Origin of the sequence: Sphingobacterium sp. G1-14, from assembly GCF_002196555.1 — a bacterium.
GTDB lineage: Bacteria > Bacteroidota > Bacteroidia > Sphingobacteriales > Sphingobacteriaceae > Sphingobacterium > Sphingobacterium siyangense.
On the sequence record NZ_CP021381.1, the window covers coordinates 3,718,385 to 3,734,597 of the forward strand.

A 16,213-nucleotide genomic window follows, 5' to 3' on the forward strand; every position below is an offset into this window, starting at 1 on the left:
CTGCATGGCTCGCTGAATTTCATTTTAGATCAGAACGTCGGCCAGCAATTTTAGTTCATACGAATTTCAAAAAAGAGAGATGGAAAAAGGTCTAAGAAATCTGAAAATACTGCAGAAAAAAAATAATTTAAAATTAAAACGAATCTTTTTGAGCTACGTTCTACCTATACCTCTTCAATAATTGCAGTTTATAAAATAATATAAAATGAAAAAAATAGGAATTACGTTTTCTGCTTTTGATCTGCTCCATGCAGGTCACATTAAAATGCTCGAAGATGCCAAAGAACATTGCGACTTTCTGATCTGCGGCCTACAAACCGATCCAACACTTGATCGTCCAGAGAAAAACAAACCAACACAATCTGTATTTGAACGCTATATGCAATTAAAGGCATGTAAACATGTAGATATGATTATTCCATATGCAACAGAACAGGATCTGGAAGATGTACTACGTTCGTTCAAAATACATGTGCGGATTTTAGGCGATGAATATATGGATAAAGCATTTACAGGAAGGCAATATTGCGAAGAAAAAGGAATAGAATTGTATTTCAATAGACGGGAAAACAGGTTTTCGAGTTCTTCTTTACGCCGAATAATTGCATCGAAAGAAAGAGTCAGTCCGGGTTCTGTCGTGAACATAAATGAGGGAGTTAACTACGCCTTAAAACGTATAAATGCATAAACTAATAATGAATATATGAACGTAGGTATTATTTTCGGCGTATTCGACATGTTACATGTGGGCCATATTGTTGCACTACAGGAAGCTAAGAGCAAATGTGATTATTTGGTTGTAGGACTTAAAACCGATTCAAACATACAGAATGCTGAATCCCAAGATGCAGCACAAACAATGGTTGAACGGTTTATCAAATTGGAGGGTTGTCAATTTGTTGATGAAATTATTCCTTTTGAATCGGATAAAGACATCACGGATATGCTTCAGTCGCTGCCCATTCACAAGTATTTTATAGGTGAAGAATATAAATTGGTCGATTTTTCAGGAAAGGATTATTGTATCTCGGAAGGAATCGAAATATGCTATACCAAAAACAAAAATAGGTTCTCGAGCCAATCACTTCGAAAAACTGTAAGTGATAAAGAAGCCGAAAAGGGAGAAAATGCTTTTCAGCACAATCTGACATGCTATCCCTAAATCAACGTATACCTCAATTTTAAAGGTGTCAATATATCGGTAGCGATAAGTAGAAAGCTTGTAAATAACAATAATATCGTTAGATATGGAAAAAATCAATATTGGTATTATTACGAATTTGAGAAAGCTACTGTCCGCCTACCGTATACTTTTTTCTGAGCATATACAAAGTCCCGCAAATATTGTACTTGAAGCAACTTCTATTGATTCTATCAGCAGCAATTCTTACATCAATGAAAGGCCAGAATTGCTGTTGATAGATTATCGCCTCGTATTTAAAGACACAGCACTTTTCTTTTCGTTTGTAAATTATTTTTATCCCGACACGGTCGTTTTACTCATTGTACATCAAACTTTTCTTGGGGAAGCAAAGCGATGTACAAATTATGTCCAATCGGTTTTATCCCCTAACCTGGACATTAATCAACTTTTTATGCTTATAAGAAATTCAGTTTTACAGTCTAACATTGTTAAACAGTGAATTCCCTTTTTTTAAACTAGATCATAATTCACAAAGAGTTAGATAATCATTTTTTATAAAAAATAGATGTGTAATTTAGATACTGAGCTATATATTAATACAATGGGGATTTTCTCGATTTGTAAGCTATCATTTATATGTATTCTACTAATAGGCCTATTATCACAGGCTTTTGGTCAGTCAGTTGTGGATATTCGAAAAATAATGCTTTTATAGCTTTCGTTTATCGCTTTCAATGACAATAAATTCTGGTAAATATTCAGGTGTACAACCTTTTGAAACCATTTTCCCTTTATAAAGTCCAGTTTTTTCGCCAAGTGCTATACAACGATTTCGATATTTTTTTTCATAAACTCCAATCCAACCTGTTGTGAAATTCATTGCCCATTGCACTTCCGGCTCTTCTTTTTCAATTTTACTTTCAATTTTAGTAAGTAATTCTTCGCTGTTGGGTTGTGGTTGTCCAGTCCAGCGCAAACGGCCTTGAAAATACCAATAAATTCGTCTTTTTAGCGAGGACTGGTTATCTGCCCAACTTTCTATTAAAGCAATTGTCTTTTTGTCTTTTGTTAGTTGGTTCGCCATGAGCCAATCAATCATTTGAAGTTTCTCGTTTTCGTTATGTTGCTTAATGTCCGCAATTAATTGATCAATCACTTCTTCGGTTAAAAGTTTCTTGTCCATAATCAAGATTGCCAATTGACGAGCAAAAAAAAGCTTGGATGACCAAAGTTCCATTGCCAATTCGTGGTCTTTTTTAATATCCTTGGCAACAATTCGTAAGTCTCCAAGTTTCGTGTTCTTTTCAGTGATCTTTGTCAGTATATTTTCTAATTTATGTGAAAGTTTCATTTCAGTCCTGTTATTTGTTTGACGTCATTTTCACGGTTGCTTGTAACGGTTCGGCAGCTTGGTGAAGACGGCCCTTTCGCAGCACCAACATGTCAAGCTACGACATAAGTTCTTTTAGAGCCGAAAAGTTTCTGCCCCCAAGTCCTCCCCGCTTTTGGCAATACTATTCTATTTCATCAGAATTCGATTTAGTAAATTTTCTAGATTCTTTAAATCAACTTCTTTGGTTGATTTATCACTAAACTCTCTTTCTGTTAAAGAAAGCACATTGACGTAATTATAATAATGTCCCATAGTTTTTTAGATTTAAATTGTGAAGATATTATTTATTTTGGTTGAGCTTTGGTTTAAAATTACAGCCAACGGGTCGCGTATTGGCGATAGCCGCGGATTAGAAATCCTTCAATCTTTCAAGAACCTAAGCAACAGCCTTTTATTATCTTTTAAATTTATAAAAAAGGAAAGATAAAAAGCCATTTCGACTAAAAAAGAATAAAATGATAATGTTCAGTATAAAATGTGCAAATCTTGCCATAAGATAAGAGTATTGATTTAGCATTTTGATTACTTTGTATAGTACCTAAAGTCACAAAATATGAACACAAAATTTGAGGCAGGAATTAATATTGCCCTAAAAATTCCCAAAAGCAAATATGAAAAGACAGTCGTTTTTTATAGGGATGTTTTAAAGTTTAACGTGGAGGAAAAGCCGATTAACAACCCAACTGTGTCGAGGACATGTGAAGTAAAATTCGGCAATAATATTATATGGCTTGACTGTGTGGACAATTACACACATTCTGAAACTTGGTTACAGCTTATGGTTCCTGACGTAGAAATGGCGACAGCATATTTACTATCCAACGGGGTGGAAACCTGTGATGAAATTGAAGAATTACCGGAAAATATGCATTGGATTACTGACCCAGCCGGGACGGTATTCAACCTACAAAAAACGCAAAAAAAATAACGAAATCCACTGGGTAGCGTATTTTACAGATTTAAACAATTTTATTGCTGAATGGTATTATTTTTCATGGCACCGAGATTCATTATGGCGGCATAGCTGAGTTCTTATTCAGCCGGGAATTGGTTACAAGGCGATGTCAGCAATAATCGAATTCCTTGGTGGCGAAAAAGCCTATGCCAAAATTATTCCCGCACTTCCTTCAGAGATCACGATTACGCTTGGTGAACATTCAACCGATAAAGGAGAGAAAATCTCTCCAGAAACCTAGCTACTTCAATACGATAAAAAAGAGGACAATTGGAAAGGAAGTTATCTGTTAAGGATAGTCTTCAAAATGTGCAGATTCTTTTCTGTCAATCCGCTATAAGGAGATGTCAATACTAACCTTGATTTTAATGCTTGTTGGGACCAAAATTAAGGGAACTAGTGCAAATCCAACTTGCGGATGAACTAAATAGTTTATTAGATATAAACTTTAAATTTGATTTTGACTGATCAGAATCCTGTAGATTTTTCCAGACTTATTGGGACCAAATAACAGTTTGGCAAAATGATAGGGAACTATTCTTAAAAGGGCTTTCTCGCAAAGGCTACATACCAGGAGGAGTGCGATAGGTCATGATTTCCGTACCATTAGACTTTTTCACAATCTCCTTTGTATTTCTAAGTATTAATGTATGACTTCCAAGTTTGCTATATGATACAAAGTCTCCATCCGGAGTTTGTTTGCATATAACAAACATATGCCAGCCACCATCTGCCGGAAGGGAGATAATAACCTTTTTCCCAGACTTCAATTCATTTTCTATCGTTTGAAAAAGGCTGTCCACAGGAAAGCTAGAATCTCGGGGTAAAACAAATTTTTGAGTAAAAGTAATACCGTATAATTCTTTATTGTCAAAATCCCGGAAAGAACCATCTGCTTTGTTTTGCCATTTAATTTGTAAGCCGTAAAAATCAAAATCCACCACTTTGTAATACTTTAAGATCATTTCGATAGCAGATGGAATGCAAGACATTTGAAAGAGTTGATTGTGGTTATTTATGACAGTATCAAAAAACTCAAAATTATCGTCTTTATGTGTTTGAGCGTTCGAATGAAAAACAAAAGATGTGGACATTAACACAACTAAACTTAAGAGAACTTTTTTCATAATTTAAATTACTTTTGATTGTAAGATAAGATAATACTTCACTACAAATGAGGTGCAATGCTGTACGTCATGATTTCTGTACCGTTAGACTTTTTCACAATTTCTTTTGTATTTCGAAATATCGTTGTATGGCTGCCGTACTTGCTGTAAGAAACAAATTCGCCATCCGGAGTTTGTTTATAGACGACAAAAATGGACCAACCTGTTTCCACCTGAAGTGCGATAATTACCTTTTTCCCAGATTTCAATTCATTCTCTATCGCTTGAAAAAGACTGTCCACCGGAAAACTTTCATCCCGTGGCAAATTAAATTTCTGGGAAAAAGTAATTCCGTATAATTCCTTTTTATCAAAGTCGCGAAAAGAACCATCCGTTTTATTTTGCCATTTAATTTGCAAGTCATAAAAATTAAAATCCACCACTTTGCAATACTTTAGCACCATTTCGATCGCCGAAGGGATACCTGAAGCCGGAAAGATTTGATTGTGGTTGTTTACAACAGTATCAAAAAAATCGTAATTGTTGTTGTTGTTGTTGTTGTTGTTATTATTTGTTTGAGCCTTCGCATGAAAAATAACCGCTGTGGATATTAGCATGACTAAAATAAAGTGCATCCTTTTCATAATTAACGTATTTTTGATTAATTGACCTTCCACGTGGCAGACAAAAACTTTGATGTGCGAAAGTAACAAAATGGAACAGCTTGCTTTAAAATCTTCATTGGTTATCTGATGTTTTCTCAAATATTTTTAGATATCGTTTAAAGTTTTACAATTATAGAAAAATACATTAAAAGCAAAAATTTTAGTAGCCTTTCTGTCTCAATTTTTTGTCGATTTTTATCATTATTAAGCCGCTGTGAAGGACAAATAAGAATGCACTGTTCAGATAGTCAAAAGTGGAGTTTCCGGCTTTGTCTCCCTGTGGTAGGAAAAATACTGGGCGGGTTATAAAGGAATAAAGAGCTTTTAAATAATCCAAACTATGAGGATCAAAAACATAGATTTTTCTTATATTGGTAGTTATAAATGAAACCAAAGGAAGAAACATATCGTAGTTTCAGAATTTCTGCTCCTAAAGAGTTTGAAACAGTGTTCTCTCATTTCTATTATGCTGAAAATAAGTCTGAACATACCATAACCAAAACCCTTCTCCCTTCTTTTCAAACCATTATGGTTTTTAATTTCGGAGTTCAGGCATTTTTGGTTTCCAAGCAAAAAACAAAAATTGAAGTTGACAAATGTATCGTTTTGGGACCTATTAAATCAGCATTTGAATACAGCCTTCCCCCCGATTCCATTATCCTAGTTGCTAATTTCATGGCTGATGCATTTTATCGTTTTTTTGGCAAAGCATTTCTATCTGATCATTTGCCTGTTCACCCAGATGAAGCTATGGAAGAAAATTGTTTTACCCGTTTATGGTTTCAATTAGATAGTATTTCCGCCACAGAAGAAAAGGTAGACCATATTCTTAATTTCTGCAAACCCTATCTTAATCAGCAGAATGCCACCTCTACGCTATTGGCTAATTTCAGATCGGATACGATGAACTCCATCAAATCCATTGCTGAAGAAGCTAGACAAAGTGAAAGAAACATCCAATTGATCCATAAAAGGCACTTTGGCTTCAGTGCAAAGGAAGTGAATCGATACCATCGTTTTGTTAAAGCCATTGAATTGATTCAGCAGACAGATTTTTCTAAAGAAAAAGTCAACTGGTTTGAAATCATCGATCAATGTGGTTATTATGATCAAAGCCAGCTTATTCACGACTTTAAACATTTCATTAATCTTTCGCCTAAGAATTACCTAAAATTCCAGCAGGATATTTGCCGGGCTGATGAATAACCCGTTTCGTTTTCTTACAATTTTTGAGGTGTTCCCTATTTTACTTTTGTACTGTTCAATCAATTAAAAGTAACGGTATGAAACATCTTATTATTTACGCCCATCCCAATCAGGAAAGTCTGAATGCTCAGTTTAAACAATCTATTGAAAACGTTCTGCAACAACAGAAGCATAAAGTAATTACCAGAGACCTGTATCAACTGGGATTTGACCCTGTATTATCATTGGAAGATATGGACGGACAACGAAAAGGCTACGTTAATGAACTTATCAGACAAGAACAGGAGTATATTTCCTGGGCAGATGTGGTCACCTTTATCTATCCGATTTGGTGGACCGGCATGCCGGCCATTATGAAAGGGTATATCGACAGGGTATTCAGCTACGGGTTTGCCTATCGTTATGATCAGGGAATACAAAAAGGATTATTAGCCGGAAAACAGGCTATAATTCTCAATACCCACGGAAAATCCCACGAAGAATATACCGCTATCGGTATGGATAAAGCATTATTACTGACATCTGATAAAGGTATCTATACGTACTGCGGTTTTCAGATCAAAGAGCATCTCTTTTTTGATAAAGCTGACCGGGCCACTCCTGAAGTCGTTGAAATGTGGCTTGCTACAATCAGTAATGTATATACGATTATGGATCCTCAACTTTCTAATCATTAAAACTGATGTATTTTGCTTATGAGGATTCATGGCTTGGGAGTAATGTAACACTTGCCCAAAACATCGAAATAGAAGGCAGAATTTTGAAGATCCTGCCTTTTTTCTGCTTATATCCTGATCAAGATCCCCTGCCCTTTTGAACAAAGTTAATTAGGCCTTTTGAACAAAACAGAACACATTGATCCGTCCTAATTTTGTCTCAGTAATAACAATTAAATGTATCCAAAATGGAAAAGAATAATTATCAGGGAGCTCAACAACAACCTATAGGTTCGGGCTTCAATGTAAAATCAACGGCTAATGATGTGATTCAAAACATCGATCTTACCGGCAAAACAGCTATCGTAACAGGCGGCAACACAGGGATTGGACTGGAAACCACAAGAATACTCGCCGCAGCCGGAGCTACCGTAATTGTCGCTGCACGTGATATCGACAAAGCAAAGAAAAATCTGGAAGGAATATCCAATATTGAAATTGCAGCAATGGATCTAATGTCTCCCGCCTCTATTGATGTTTTCGCAGAAAATTTTGTCGCTTCAGGAAGACCTTTACATTTACTCATTAACAATGCAGGTATTATGTGGGTCCCTTTGCGTAGAGATGAACGGGGTATAGAATCACAACTCGCTACCAACTATTTAGCCTTGTTTCAGCTCAGCTCCAGATTATGGCTTTCCCTTAAAAAAGCCAACGGAGCGCGAGTGGTTAATGTTTCCTCTCATGGCCACTATTTCGCACCTTTTAATTTTGATGATCCTAATTTCCTGCACAGAGAATATGAAACATTACAGGGCTATGGACAATCCAAGACCGCAGTCAATCTTTTTTCAATGGAATTGGACGCTCGAGGACAATCTGTTCATATCAGAAGTTATGCGGTTCATCCCGGTTCTATCGGCGACACAGAATTGGGCAGAGAAGTCCCATTGGAGCTATTCCACAAAATGGGGTTTGTGGATGCAGACGGTAATATGTTACCCGAAGTAGCTGCATCGCTAAAAACGATCCCACAAGGAGCTGCCACAACGGTATGGTGTGCAACAAGCCCTATGCTTGATCATATTGGCGGCGTTTATTGTGAAGACGGAGATATCGCAGTAGTCTCATCAGATATTACCGTCCAAAAAGGGGTACATCCCTATTCACTGGATGAAACTAACGCCAAAAGACTTTGGAAACTCACCGAAGAGATGACAGGTATCCGTTTCAATCCATAAATCCATTTATTACTTTCAAGCATAAAAGAGAGGCAAGATGGCCCTTCTGCCTCTCTATTTTCAGCAATGAACTTTTAAACAAAGTAAATTATGTTATTTCTTATATTTACCTCATTGATTTCTTTCATAAAAAAGCAAAAATCATGGAATACCAAGCCCGATACATCACCGAAGATATAAAGCTTTCCAGCTACGAAGACCAATTTTTTAAATCGGACATTATGTTTGACCAACATATGTTGGTCTGGTTTCTTTCCGGAGAAACCAAGATTGTACAGGCTGATGCCACCTATCTATTTGGAAAAGGGGATATCTTTTTAATTCCCAGAAACCAATTGGCTACAATAATTAATTACCCTAAAGATGGCGAACCTCACAAGACGGTAGTCATGCATTTATCATTAGAAACATTAAAAAATTTTTATGCTGGTAAGACCATAGATCCCCAAGCACAAAATTCACCGAAGATTTTTTGTTTCAATAATCATCCTCTCCTAGAAAGCTGTCTAGCTTCGCTTATCCCTTATTTTGACATGAAAGATATCCCTGAGGATATTGCTGCGATTAAAATTACCGAAGCCATCAGCATTCTCAGAACCCTGGATAAAAGGATCGATCAATTACTTGCTAATTTTGAAGAACCCGGAAAGATCAACCTAGTCGATTATATGGAGAAGAATTTTATGTTCAATCTTCCGCTGGAAAAGTTTGGTTACCTCACTGGCAGAAGCCTCACAACATTTAAACGGGATTTCAAAAAAGCATTTACCATGACCCCACAACGATGGTTAACTTATAAACGTTTGGAGCTTGCCTATTATCAACTAACAGCAAAGAAAAAAAAGCCTCTGGAAGTTTGCTATGAGGTAGGCTTTGAAAACCTTTCCCATTTTTCATTCGCCTTTAAGAAGCAGTTTGGATTTGCACCAAGTCTGCTGAAAAGTATTTCCTGACGCCAATTCAATTTGAATTAATCAAAATCCATTGCTTAATCCCTACTACGCTTTTCGAGTACTGGAACAGATCCAGTTATTTCGTAAAAATTTGTATAAAACCGTTGGAACAATATTCCCATTATTCTTTATTTTTAGACTATGAGTGATTATACTATTTCGCTTGTGCCAAGAGTGTCCAGGTACGCTTTCGCTGAAATTGCTGTAGATGATATTTTAAAGTGGTTAGTTTCGAAAGATATCGTCAAAGCTGAATTATCGGAATGCACACTGGGCAACCTTGGATATGCATTTTCTGACGGTGCTCAATACATTGTATTTGAGCCTCATTTCCTTCCACACCAACTTGATGTAAATGGTCTGGAAATAACAACTGAGCGTACTATATTTAATACCGGACAAAATGGTATCGATCGTATAGTATGCCCCAATTGTACTGGAAATATTGTAGACAATGAATGGGATCTGGATCCCTGGTACCAGGGTTTTACCGATAACTTGTTGTGTCTCCGATATGCGGCACTGAAAGTGACATCCATCAATATGTTTTCGAACCACAGTCGGGATTCAGCAATCTTGGATTTACATTTTGGAACTGGCCTGAATTGAAACCTGAATTTATAGTTGAATTGCAGGAAAAGTTAAACTGTGACCTGGTAGTTGTAGGGTCCCACATTTAGTCATCATGGAAAAAGACAACAATGAAGGAAGAAGTATCATTAGAGGAAGTGGTATGCTCCATGTCAATTGGGGTGATGAAAAAAATGGATCAGTACTATTTTTTCAGGGGGAAACGATCTTATTAGGAATTTGTAATGTTTCCTTTGCTTTATACACAACAACTCGGTTTGACAGAAATACCTTGCCAAATGAACATGTTAAACACCTTGACCAGCTTGAAAAACTATTTCTAACAGGTGATTATAGCAGTAGAAGGGTAAAAGAAAACAGTCCATATGATATCCCGTTATGGATAAATGACCTTGAAAATATAAGTTTGTTGTATTTGGATCATTTTGATTTAATTGGTTTGACCAACCTAAGGATAAAAAACCTAAAAACACTGGTTCTTAAAAATGCTCATATTATTGATATTCCAAACCTTCTAATTGAGCTATTAACTTACAAAAACCTAACTCATATTGCTTATGATGCGTCTTGTATTCCATTAATCGACCAATTAAGAAAGCATCATGCTGGAGGGATTACTTTTGAGCTCTTAGATGGTTCGAGCTAAATTTATCCACCAATCTAAAAAGTGACGCTGCAAATTTGATTGCAAATGACTGATAAGCTCGATCTCTTTTTAAATGAGAAAATAAGTTAAAAAAACGCTAAGAGTTATGATCTGGGATAGCACCAAAAGTAAGACAGAAAATTTCTTAGCGATTTTTTAAAAGTTCTATTTGAAGAAGCGTATTAAGATTCTTATTAGCTACTACAATCTATTTTTTATACTTTTATCGTTAGGATTTAGAGAAATAACCGTTCACTTTCAAAGATGAAAAGGATCACGAATTCAATCACATCTTCTCATTATATACAGAGTTTTGCATTTGACCAGGTTGAGACCTATTCCCTCCAGCGCGGAGAGGAATACAATGCGGTGATCCAAATGCTAAAACCAGAACGTAATGGGTTAAAAGTGAGAAAGGAGAAACGAAACAATCTGACCGAAATCGAAGAAATTCGACTGAGCGAATTGGACAAGCTATTAGGTGTAACACAATATTTAATTGATGATACAGGGCAGTTTCATTTTTCGAGTCAAAGAATCAATACTTTTCAGTATGATAATGAGGTAGTCGGTCTACTAAAGAATATTTTACTTACGAAAACAACTGACGTGCCCAACTGGATGTGTGCCCCCATTTACAGGGATGCTATCGTACTCTATAATAGTTCGGGCGAAATTGTATCAGCACTGAATATCTGTTTAAGTTGTGAAGCAATGGCAATAGATAGCTCCAATCAGGTTGTCGCTGATTGCAGCACATATGAAATGCTCAGAAAGTTTTTTCAGGATGTTTCTCATCCTATAGAGATATGAACTAAATAAAGAAAATTATTTCCCATGCACAAAATAACAATAACAATATGTCTGATGGCCGTTGTGCTATTTTTATACATTTCAAGAAACAAAGTTCCACGTAATACTAACGATGTCATTGTACAAACAGCCAAATTTGACCTGACGGATACCATACCGAAAATAACCATTAAGGATACATCGCTCACATTCCCACAGATATTTGAGGGAAGTTTCACGAAGGCCACAAAAGTAGCGCAATTCGGTACGGAAATAACTTTTGATAAGATAGCTTTAGGAAATCTAAAGGTATCATCAGGCCAGATTATCGCAACTGATCCCGTTACCTTAAGGGATGCGGCAGCTTTTAGTGAAAATTTTCCTGTTGGAGAGTTTCCAGTCGAATTGGCAATGGCCAATATTAATGCCAATAAGGATCGAAGGGTCGCATTTGCACGCGTAAAATTCTCAGATAAGCCCATCCAAGAATGGGAGTTTGCGTTATTACCTGGAGAGACTTCTATCCCCCTCAAATCCAAAGAAATATATGGATATGGAGTAGACGCAGGACTAGGTCTTTTCGTTGATCAGGCAGCTAAGAATAGTCTGAATACGCTGCTCGGTAAAAATTGGGACATTATATTCTCCGAAAAATTCGAGGATTATTTAAATTACAGCTTTCAAAATCACAATGCCATCTTTTTCTCCACGGGGTATGGAGATGGTTTTTATGCGACTTACATCGGAAAGGACAGCGAGGGTACAATTTGTCAGCTGTTGACTGACTTTAATATTGTACTGTGGCGGAATGTTGCAGAATATTGATATTTATTATAGTCCGTAGTTTAGCTGGAGATTTCAAGCATTGAGACCATGCGATTCCGAAGCGAATTGATTGGTCATCAGTTTTCGAATCTGGAGGGTCAATGGCATCGAAATATCCAGCTAAGTCACTAAAGTCACTGTAATATTTCAATTCATAGCGATTACTCCAATGAACAATTGCTGATCAAATTTTTAATCACTTCGTTATTCAGATTTTGCTGCTGATCTGAAACAACTGAGAATGAAAATAAAACGCCGCCTTTTTCCACTAAGATGAGCCTCAGGAATTTTAAATTTCCGACATCATTTATTTTGACCTGCATGCCTTTACTGACAGCAAACCAAGTATCACTATGTTTGATGCGGGCTATCTTATCAAAATTTTCTTCAACAGCAACTATTTCAATAAAAGCCGGAATATAGAAAAACTCATTGCGCATCATTGTAGAAACATTGGTGGCCGCATTTTCCAGCTGTAATGCTTGGCTATTAAATAGAAAAAGAACCACTAGAATATCATCATTCTCAATGACAAGATCCGGCTGCATAATGACCTTTCTTAGTTTCTTTTCATTTGCTCCAAAACGGTCTTTTATAACCGAAGGAAAAGTATAACAATCTATAAAACTCTTTATCGTATTGTCCTTTACTATCCTAAAATCTCCTTCAGGTACCTTAAAAATAAAATTACATCTGTCAGTTATCAGCTTTAGAGCTTGAGATGATTTTACAGTTTTTATTGTGCCATTATAGAACTTCAGATCCCTGCGGTGAAAATTATCTGCAAATGATGTTTCGAGTTTTTTTCCCCTGGGTTTATTAAACAGAACAGCATCCTCCTTAATGTATTTTTTTAACTCTTCTACATCAAAAGATAAAGCACCAGGGTCACTAACGGGATCATAATAGAATTTTTCATGCTTGTAGAATCCATTATCTAAATGGGTAATAATAGCCTTGATCAGTTCGAAATCACCTGACCTCTCAGCATCCGTTAAATAACCTTCAACATCAGCTCTATGCAAGATCATCTTAACAGTCGAAATATCACAGTAAGGATGGGTTACAATAGCAAGTAGCAGATCATTCCCATCGTCGTAATTGTGATTTTTTGCAATAAAATCAAGTTCGATAGGTTCGTTGATTTCCTCCAACAGCTCCCTATCAAGCACATTTTCTTTAAAACTGTATTCAAAAAATGCTTTGCTTAGAAAAGCTGCTCTTTTTTCTGATATCTTATACTTCATCTACTAAAATTCTATTAAAATTTTGGCTAAAGATAGTTGGAAATTTACCGACTATTGTCGGCAAAACTATTTTACACTATTTCGTTTAAAAAGCACAACATAGTAACCAAAGTGATATATTTGCAACCTTAAACAATTAACTAATATTTATGAAATTAAAATTAGCCTATTTAATGCTTATAGCGATAGCATTTGTATCTTGTAAGAAAACAACCGAGGTAGAGATGTCTCTCTCCAATAGTGGAAAACTTACTTACAAATTAACTGACGCAAACGGTAAAGGCCTATCTAATGTAAAGATATCCTTGTTTGATCACTTGGACAGCTATTATGCAAGCAACAGTATATTAATCGATGAGCGTCGCACCGACGGAAACGGCCAAGTTGATTTTGGTGATCTAAATCCGAAAAGTTATCTAATAGTCGCTGATTCGGCAAAAGTAAACAATGTAAATTATACTGTTAGAGATTATGTTCAGGTCACCACTGGTATGACAAAGAACAAAGAGACCAAAGTGACAGACTTTTCAGGAACATTAGTCGTTAAAGTAACTTCCTATAACACGAATCAACCCGCAAAAAATATAGGTGTTCTCATCATTCCTGTTAATAACTACGAATATGAGCAATATATTTCAAAAAACTTAGCTAACGCAGAATTTAAAGGTGTGACTGGCGAAAATGGAATTGCTACATTAAAGATCGCATCTGGCAAAGATTATGTCGTCTTACTCTATAATATAACAACCTTGTCAAACCTTAACTGGGGCACAACATCCATTCAAAAAGGTATGACGATGAACTATTTTGCAGGTTTTTATCAATAATTAGCTGATAAAAAACTTTAATGATATGAAAGGCTATTTTTTTATTGTGCTCACACTGTTGATTGCAACAGTCTCCTGTCAGAAGGAGGTCGTTGTCAAACTGGCGGAAGGGGAAATTACGGGAAAACTAAACTACAAATTGACAGACGATACTGGTAAGGGATTGTCTGGTCTCAAAGTTTACATTTATAACCCTGGGAGCAAGCAAGATCCTAATTCACCGATAGATTCAGCTATTACGAGCAGTGTTGGCGAAATCAATTTTACGGATTTGTTACCTAATAATTATCAACTAAGGACAGATTCTATAAAATTAAATAACAACGATTACAGCGTCGATGAATATGTACAGATTACAGCGGGTATAGAACGTAAAAAGACAACAAAGGTAACTGATTTTTCGGGCACCCTGATAATTCAGTTACTATCGTACGAAACCCGCACCCCTATCCAAGATCAGGGAGTCGTGGCATTTCCTGTCAATAAGATCCATGTCACCTCTGATAATATCGCGGATATAGTAAAAAGCTCGACGCTGAAAGGGCTGACGGATAAAAATGGATGCGTAAGCCTAAAAGTACCAGCTAACCAAATTTTTGATTTTATTGTTCACCACAAGACATATGGTAACTATGGCTGGGGGTTTGGTTCTTACCAGGTAGCTAAGGGTAAAACGTTAAATATAACACTCTACAGCAGTTTTCTTTAACACAGTAACATTTCTTCATAACACTTACTGCCGCCTGAAAGGCAATCGACTTTTATAAAAAGAACGCTTTTGAACGAGCAGGTCAAACAGAGCCGATGTGGATCTATGCGGTGATGATTGACTTACGAAGATAAACTTACAATAAGCGTCTTGGCAAAACAGCTCCTCTTTCGTATCTTCGATACGGCTACACTACTTCGCCAAGTCGTTGCCCCATTGCCGATAATTTTATCTGAATTCATAACTGAACATAGCACCTTAAAATGAAAAAAATTTTTTTACTACTTTTTTGTACGCTAACATCAATAATTGGAAAAGCTCAAACGGAAAAGATTTACTCAAAAACATACGGAAAGAGTGAAAATCCGACAATAATTTTCATTCACGGCGGACCAAGAGGAAACTCGACACTCTTCGAGGGAACAACTGCAGAAAATTTAGCCGGAAAAGGTTTTTATGTTATCGTTTATGACAGACGTGGTGAAGGTCGTTCAATCGACACAACTGCAACATTTACTTTTCAAGAAGCAATTAGTGATTTAAATAGCATTTACGAAAAATATAACATCAAAAGAGCAAATATCATTGCTCATAGTTTTGGTGGTTTGGTTGGAACACTTTTTACAGAACAAAATCCTGAAAAAGTAAGTTCATTAATTCTTGCAGGTGCACTTTTTTCCCAACAAGAAACGTATAACCATATTTTGGAAACGACACGAAAAATCTACAAAAAAAAGAATGACACTTTAATGCTTTCCAAAATTTCTGAAATTGAAAGATTAGCTAAAAATTCGGCTGAATACAGAAAGCAATGTTATGAAATTGCAAGTATGAACAACTATTTCAAAATGCCATTTCCGACAAATGAAGCAAACCAATTGCGGGAAAATTATGAAAATAGTGAATATGGAAAAAGCAATATCCGAAATGACGACGCCCCTATTTTGTTCTATAAAAATGAAAACAAAAATAATATTGACACCAAACCTATTTTAAAAAAACTAGAAAAAGAGAATGTAAAATTATTTGCAATTTATGGTTTGCAAGACAAAATCTTTTCAGAAAAGCAATTAAGTGATATGAAGAAAATAGTTGGAAAACAGAATTTCAAGACAATTGACAATTGCTCGCATTATCCATTTGTTGACCAGCAAAACCCATTCATTGAAATAATAGAAAAGTGGATTAAATAAAAAACTACCACCAACAAGGTATTAGCAAAAAGTTAGCTGCAAGCATAACAAAACACACCAAGAC

Annotated in this window: 19 protein-coding genes; 15 read left to right on the plus strand and 4 right to left on the minus strand. The window is 36.0% G+C overall.

The genetic code is table 11. The annotated features are described in order from the left end of the window. Nucleotides 1-205: 205 nt before the first annotated feature. A complete protein-coding gene (locus tag CBM24_RS15965; RefSeq protein WP_083663667.1) occupies nucleotides 206-688 on the plus strand; it encodes an adenylyltransferase/cytidyltransferase family protein in 483 nt (160 codons plus the stop codon). A gap of 15 nt (nucleotides 689-703) precedes the next feature. Beyond that, complete coding sequence (locus CBM24_RS15970) at nucleotides 704-1,162, plus strand: adenylyltransferase/cytidyltransferase family protein (RefSeq protein ID WP_075993113.1); 459 nt, start codon at nucleotides 704-706, stop codon at nucleotides 1,160-1,162. Between the two features lie 691 nt (nucleotides 1,163-1,853). Here the strand turns inward: CBM24_RS15970 and CBM24_RS15980 are convergent. Beyond that, nucleotides 1,854-2,495 (minus strand): DNA alkylation repair protein, encoded by a 642-nt coding sequence (locus tag CBM24_RS15980; protein ID WP_075993115.1) that lies wholly within the window; start codon nucleotides 2,493-2,495, stop codon nucleotides 1,854-1,856. 595 nt (nucleotides 2,496-3,090) lie between these two features. On the opposite strand from CBM24_RS15980, the gene CBM24_RS15985 reads away from it, so the two are divergent. Both CBM24_RS15985 and CBM24_RS27920 read left to right on the plus strand, forming a co-directional pair. Continuing rightward, the gene (locus tag CBM24_RS15985) at nucleotides 3,091-3,465 is read left to right on the plus strand and encodes a VOC family protein (protein WP_075993116.1); all 375 of its coding nucleotides are present in this window, start codon (nucleotides 3,091-3,093) and stop codon (nucleotides 3,463-3,465) included. A 133-nt stretch (nucleotides 3,466-3,598) separates the two neighbouring features. After that, the gene (locus CBM24_RS27920; RefSeq protein WP_257786995.1) at nucleotides 3,599-3,733 is read left to right on the plus strand and encodes a hypothetical protein; all 135 of its coding nucleotides are present in this window, start codon (nucleotides 3,599-3,601) and stop codon (nucleotides 3,731-3,733) included. Between the two features lie 322 nt (nucleotides 3,734-4,055). On the opposite strand, the gene CBM24_RS15990 is transcribed toward CBM24_RS27920, so the two are convergent. Both CBM24_RS15990 and CBM24_RS15995 read right to left on the minus strand, forming a co-directional pair. After that, entirely contained in the window at nucleotides 4,056-4,619 is a 564-nt protein-coding gene (locus CBM24_RS15990) for a hypothetical protein (protein ID WP_145330731.1), read from the minus strand. Between the two features lie 41 nt (nucleotides 4,620-4,660). Then, complete coding sequence (locus CBM24_RS15995) at nucleotides 4,661-5,242, minus strand: hypothetical protein (RefSeq protein ID WP_157698496.1); 582 nt, start codon at nucleotides 5,240-5,242, stop codon at nucleotides 4,661-4,663. A gap of 405 nt (nucleotides 5,243-5,647) precedes the next feature. On the opposite strand from CBM24_RS15995, the gene CBM24_RS16000 reads away from it, so the two are divergent. The 8 genes from CBM24_RS16000 (at nucleotide 5,648) to CBM24_RS16035 (ending at nucleotide 12,173) form a co-directional block, all read left to right on the plus strand. Next, nucleotides 5,648-6,469 carry a helix-turn-helix domain-containing protein gene (locus CBM24_RS16000; RefSeq protein WP_088161931.1) on the plus strand — a complete coding sequence of 274 codons (822 nt, stop codon included), beginning with the start codon at nucleotides 5,648-5,650 and terminating at the stop codon, nucleotides 6,467-6,469. Between the two features lie 77 nt (nucleotides 6,470-6,546). Then, the gene (locus CBM24_RS16005; RefSeq protein ID WP_075993120.1) at nucleotides 6,547-7,146 is read left to right on the plus strand and encodes an NAD(P)H-dependent oxidoreductase; all 600 of its coding nucleotides are present in this window, start codon (nucleotides 6,547-6,549) and stop codon (nucleotides 7,144-7,146) included. Nucleotides 7,147-7,373: 227 nt separating this feature from the next. Next, entirely contained in the window at nucleotides 7,374-8,366 is a 993-nt protein-coding gene (locus CBM24_RS16010) for an SDR family NAD(P)-dependent oxidoreductase (RefSeq protein WP_075993121.1), read from the plus strand. Between the two features lie 143 nt (nucleotides 8,367-8,509). Beyond that, the gene (locus CBM24_RS16015) at nucleotides 8,510-9,319 is read left to right on the plus strand and encodes a helix-turn-helix domain-containing protein (RefSeq protein WP_075993122.1); all 810 of its coding nucleotides are present in this window, start codon (nucleotides 8,510-8,512) and stop codon (nucleotides 9,317-9,319) included. A 141-nt stretch (nucleotides 9,320-9,460) separates the two neighbouring features. Then, on the plus strand, nucleotides 9,461-9,928 hold the full coding sequence (locus CBM24_RS16020) for a hypothetical protein (protein ID WP_075993123.1): 468 nt from the start codon (nucleotides 9,461-9,463) through the stop codon (nucleotides 9,926-9,928). A 76-nt stretch (nucleotides 9,929-10,004) separates the two neighbouring features. Beyond that, nucleotides 10,005-10,556 carry a hypothetical protein gene (locus CBM24_RS16025; RefSeq protein WP_088161932.1) on the plus strand — a complete coding sequence of 184 codons (552 nt, stop codon included), beginning with the start codon at nucleotides 10,005-10,007 and terminating at the stop codon, nucleotides 10,554-10,556. Nucleotides 10,557-10,820: 264 nt separating this feature from the next. After that, a complete protein-coding gene (locus tag CBM24_RS16030) occupies nucleotides 10,821-11,369 on the plus strand; it encodes a hypothetical protein (RefSeq protein ID WP_075993125.1) in 549 nt (182 codons plus the stop codon). 24 nt (nucleotides 11,370-11,393) lie between these two features. Continuing rightward, nucleotides 11,394-12,173: a DUF4241 domain-containing protein gene (locus CBM24_RS16035; protein ID WP_083663668.1), complete on the plus strand. Its 780-nt coding sequence runs from the start codon at nucleotides 11,394-11,396 to the stop codon at nucleotides 12,171-12,173. A 161-nt stretch (nucleotides 12,174-12,334) separates the two neighbouring features. On the opposite strand, the gene CBM24_RS16040 is transcribed toward CBM24_RS16035, so the two are convergent. Beyond that, nucleotides 12,335-13,420, minus strand: a complete 1,086-nt coding sequence (locus tag CBM24_RS16040; protein WP_075993127.1) for a DUF4274 domain-containing protein — start codon at nucleotides 13,418-13,420, stop codon at nucleotides 12,335-12,337. A 149-nt stretch (nucleotides 13,421-13,569) separates the two neighbouring features. Here CBM24_RS16040 and CBM24_RS16045 point away from each other — a divergent pair, with 149 nt between their 5' ends. The 3 genes from CBM24_RS16045 (at nucleotide 13,570) to CBM24_RS16055 (ending at nucleotide 16,149) form a co-directional block, all read left to right on the plus strand. Further along, nucleotides 13,570-14,247 carry a hypothetical protein gene (locus tag CBM24_RS16045; protein ID WP_088161933.1) on the plus strand — a complete coding sequence of 226 codons (678 nt, stop codon included), beginning with the start codon at nucleotides 13,570-13,572 and terminating at the stop codon, nucleotides 14,245-14,247. A 25-nt stretch (nucleotides 14,248-14,272) separates the two neighbouring features. Continuing rightward, nucleotides 14,273-14,956 carry a hypothetical protein gene (locus CBM24_RS16050; RefSeq protein ID WP_075993129.1) on the plus strand — a complete coding sequence of 228 codons (684 nt, stop codon included), beginning with the start codon at nucleotides 14,273-14,275 and terminating at the stop codon, nucleotides 14,954-14,956. Nucleotides 14,957-15,219: 263 nt separating this feature from the next. Then, a complete protein-coding gene (locus CBM24_RS16055; protein ID WP_088161934.1) occupies nucleotides 15,220-16,149 on the plus strand; it encodes an alpha/beta hydrolase in 930 nt (309 codons plus the stop codon). The last annotated feature ends 64 nt before the right edge of the window (nucleotides 16,150-16,213 follow it).

Excerpts from the sequence above, each read along its gene's own strand:
- CBM24_RS15965 (WP_083663667.1), top strand. The coding sequence starts at position 206 with ATGAAAAAAATAGGAATTACGTTTTCTGCTTTTGATCTGCTCCATGCA.
- CBM24_RS15970 (WP_075993113.1), top strand. The coding sequence starts at position 704 with ATGAACGTAGGTATTATTTTCGGCGTATTCGACATGTTACATGTGGGC.
- CBM24_RS15980 (WP_075993115.1), bottom strand. The coding sequence starts at position 2,495 with ATGAAACTTTCACATAAATTAGAAAATATACTGACAAAGATCACTGAA.
- CBM24_RS15985 (WP_075993116.1), top strand. The coding sequence starts at position 3,091 with ATGAACACAAAATTTGAGGCAGGAATTAATATTGCCCTAAAAATTCCC.
- CBM24_RS27920 (WP_257786995.1), top strand. The coding sequence starts at position 3,599 with ATGTCAGCAATAATCGAATTCCTTGGTGGCGAAAAAGCCTATGCCAAA.
- CBM24_RS15990 (WP_145330731.1), bottom strand. The coding sequence starts at position 4,619 with ATGAAAAAAGTTCTCTTAAGTTTAGTTGTGTTAATGTCCACATCTTTT.
- CBM24_RS15995 (WP_157698496.1), bottom strand. The coding sequence starts at position 5,242 with ATGAAAAGGATGCACTTTATTTTAGTCATGCTAATATCCACAGCGGTT.
- CBM24_RS16000 (WP_088161931.1), top strand. The coding sequence starts at position 5,648 with ATGAAACCAAAGGAAGAAACATATCGTAGTTTCAGAATTTCTGCTCCT.
- CBM24_RS16005 (WP_075993120.1), top strand. The coding sequence starts at position 6,547 with ATGAAACATCTTATTATTTACGCCCATCCCAATCAGGAAAGTCTGAAT.
- CBM24_RS16010 (WP_075993121.1), top strand. The coding sequence starts at position 7,374 with ATGGAAAAGAATAATTATCAGGGAGCTCAACAACAACCTATAGGTTCG.
- CBM24_RS16015 (WP_075993122.1), top strand. The coding sequence starts at position 8,510 with ATGGAATACCAAGCCCGATACATCACCGAAGATATAAAGCTTTCCAGC.
- CBM24_RS16020 (WP_075993123.1), top strand. The coding sequence starts at position 9,461 with ATGAGTGATTATACTATTTCGCTTGTGCCAAGAGTGTCCAGGTACGCT.
- CBM24_RS16025 (WP_088161932.1), top strand. The coding sequence starts at position 10,005 with ATGGAAAAAGACAACAATGAAGGAAGAAGTATCATTAGAGGAAGTGGT.
- CBM24_RS16030 (WP_075993125.1), top strand. The coding sequence starts at position 10,821 with ATGAAAAGGATCACGAATTCAATCACATCTTCTCATTATATACAGAGT.
- CBM24_RS16035 (WP_083663668.1), top strand. The coding sequence starts at position 11,394 with ATGCACAAAATAACAATAACAATATGTCTGATGGCCGTTGTGCTATTT.
- CBM24_RS16040 (WP_075993127.1), bottom strand. The coding sequence starts at position 13,420 with ATGAAGTATAAGATATCAGAAAAAAGAGCAGCTTTTCTAAGCAAAGCA.
- CBM24_RS16045 (WP_088161933.1), top strand. The coding sequence starts at position 13,570 with ATGAAATTAAAATTAGCCTATTTAATGCTTATAGCGATAGCATTTGTA.
- CBM24_RS16050 (WP_075993129.1), top strand. The coding sequence starts at position 14,273 with ATGAAAGGCTATTTTTTTATTGTGCTCACACTGTTGATTGCAACAGTC.
- CBM24_RS16055 (WP_088161934.1), top strand. The coding sequence starts at position 15,220 with ATGAAAAAAATTTTTTTACTACTTTTTTGTACGCTAACATCAATAATT.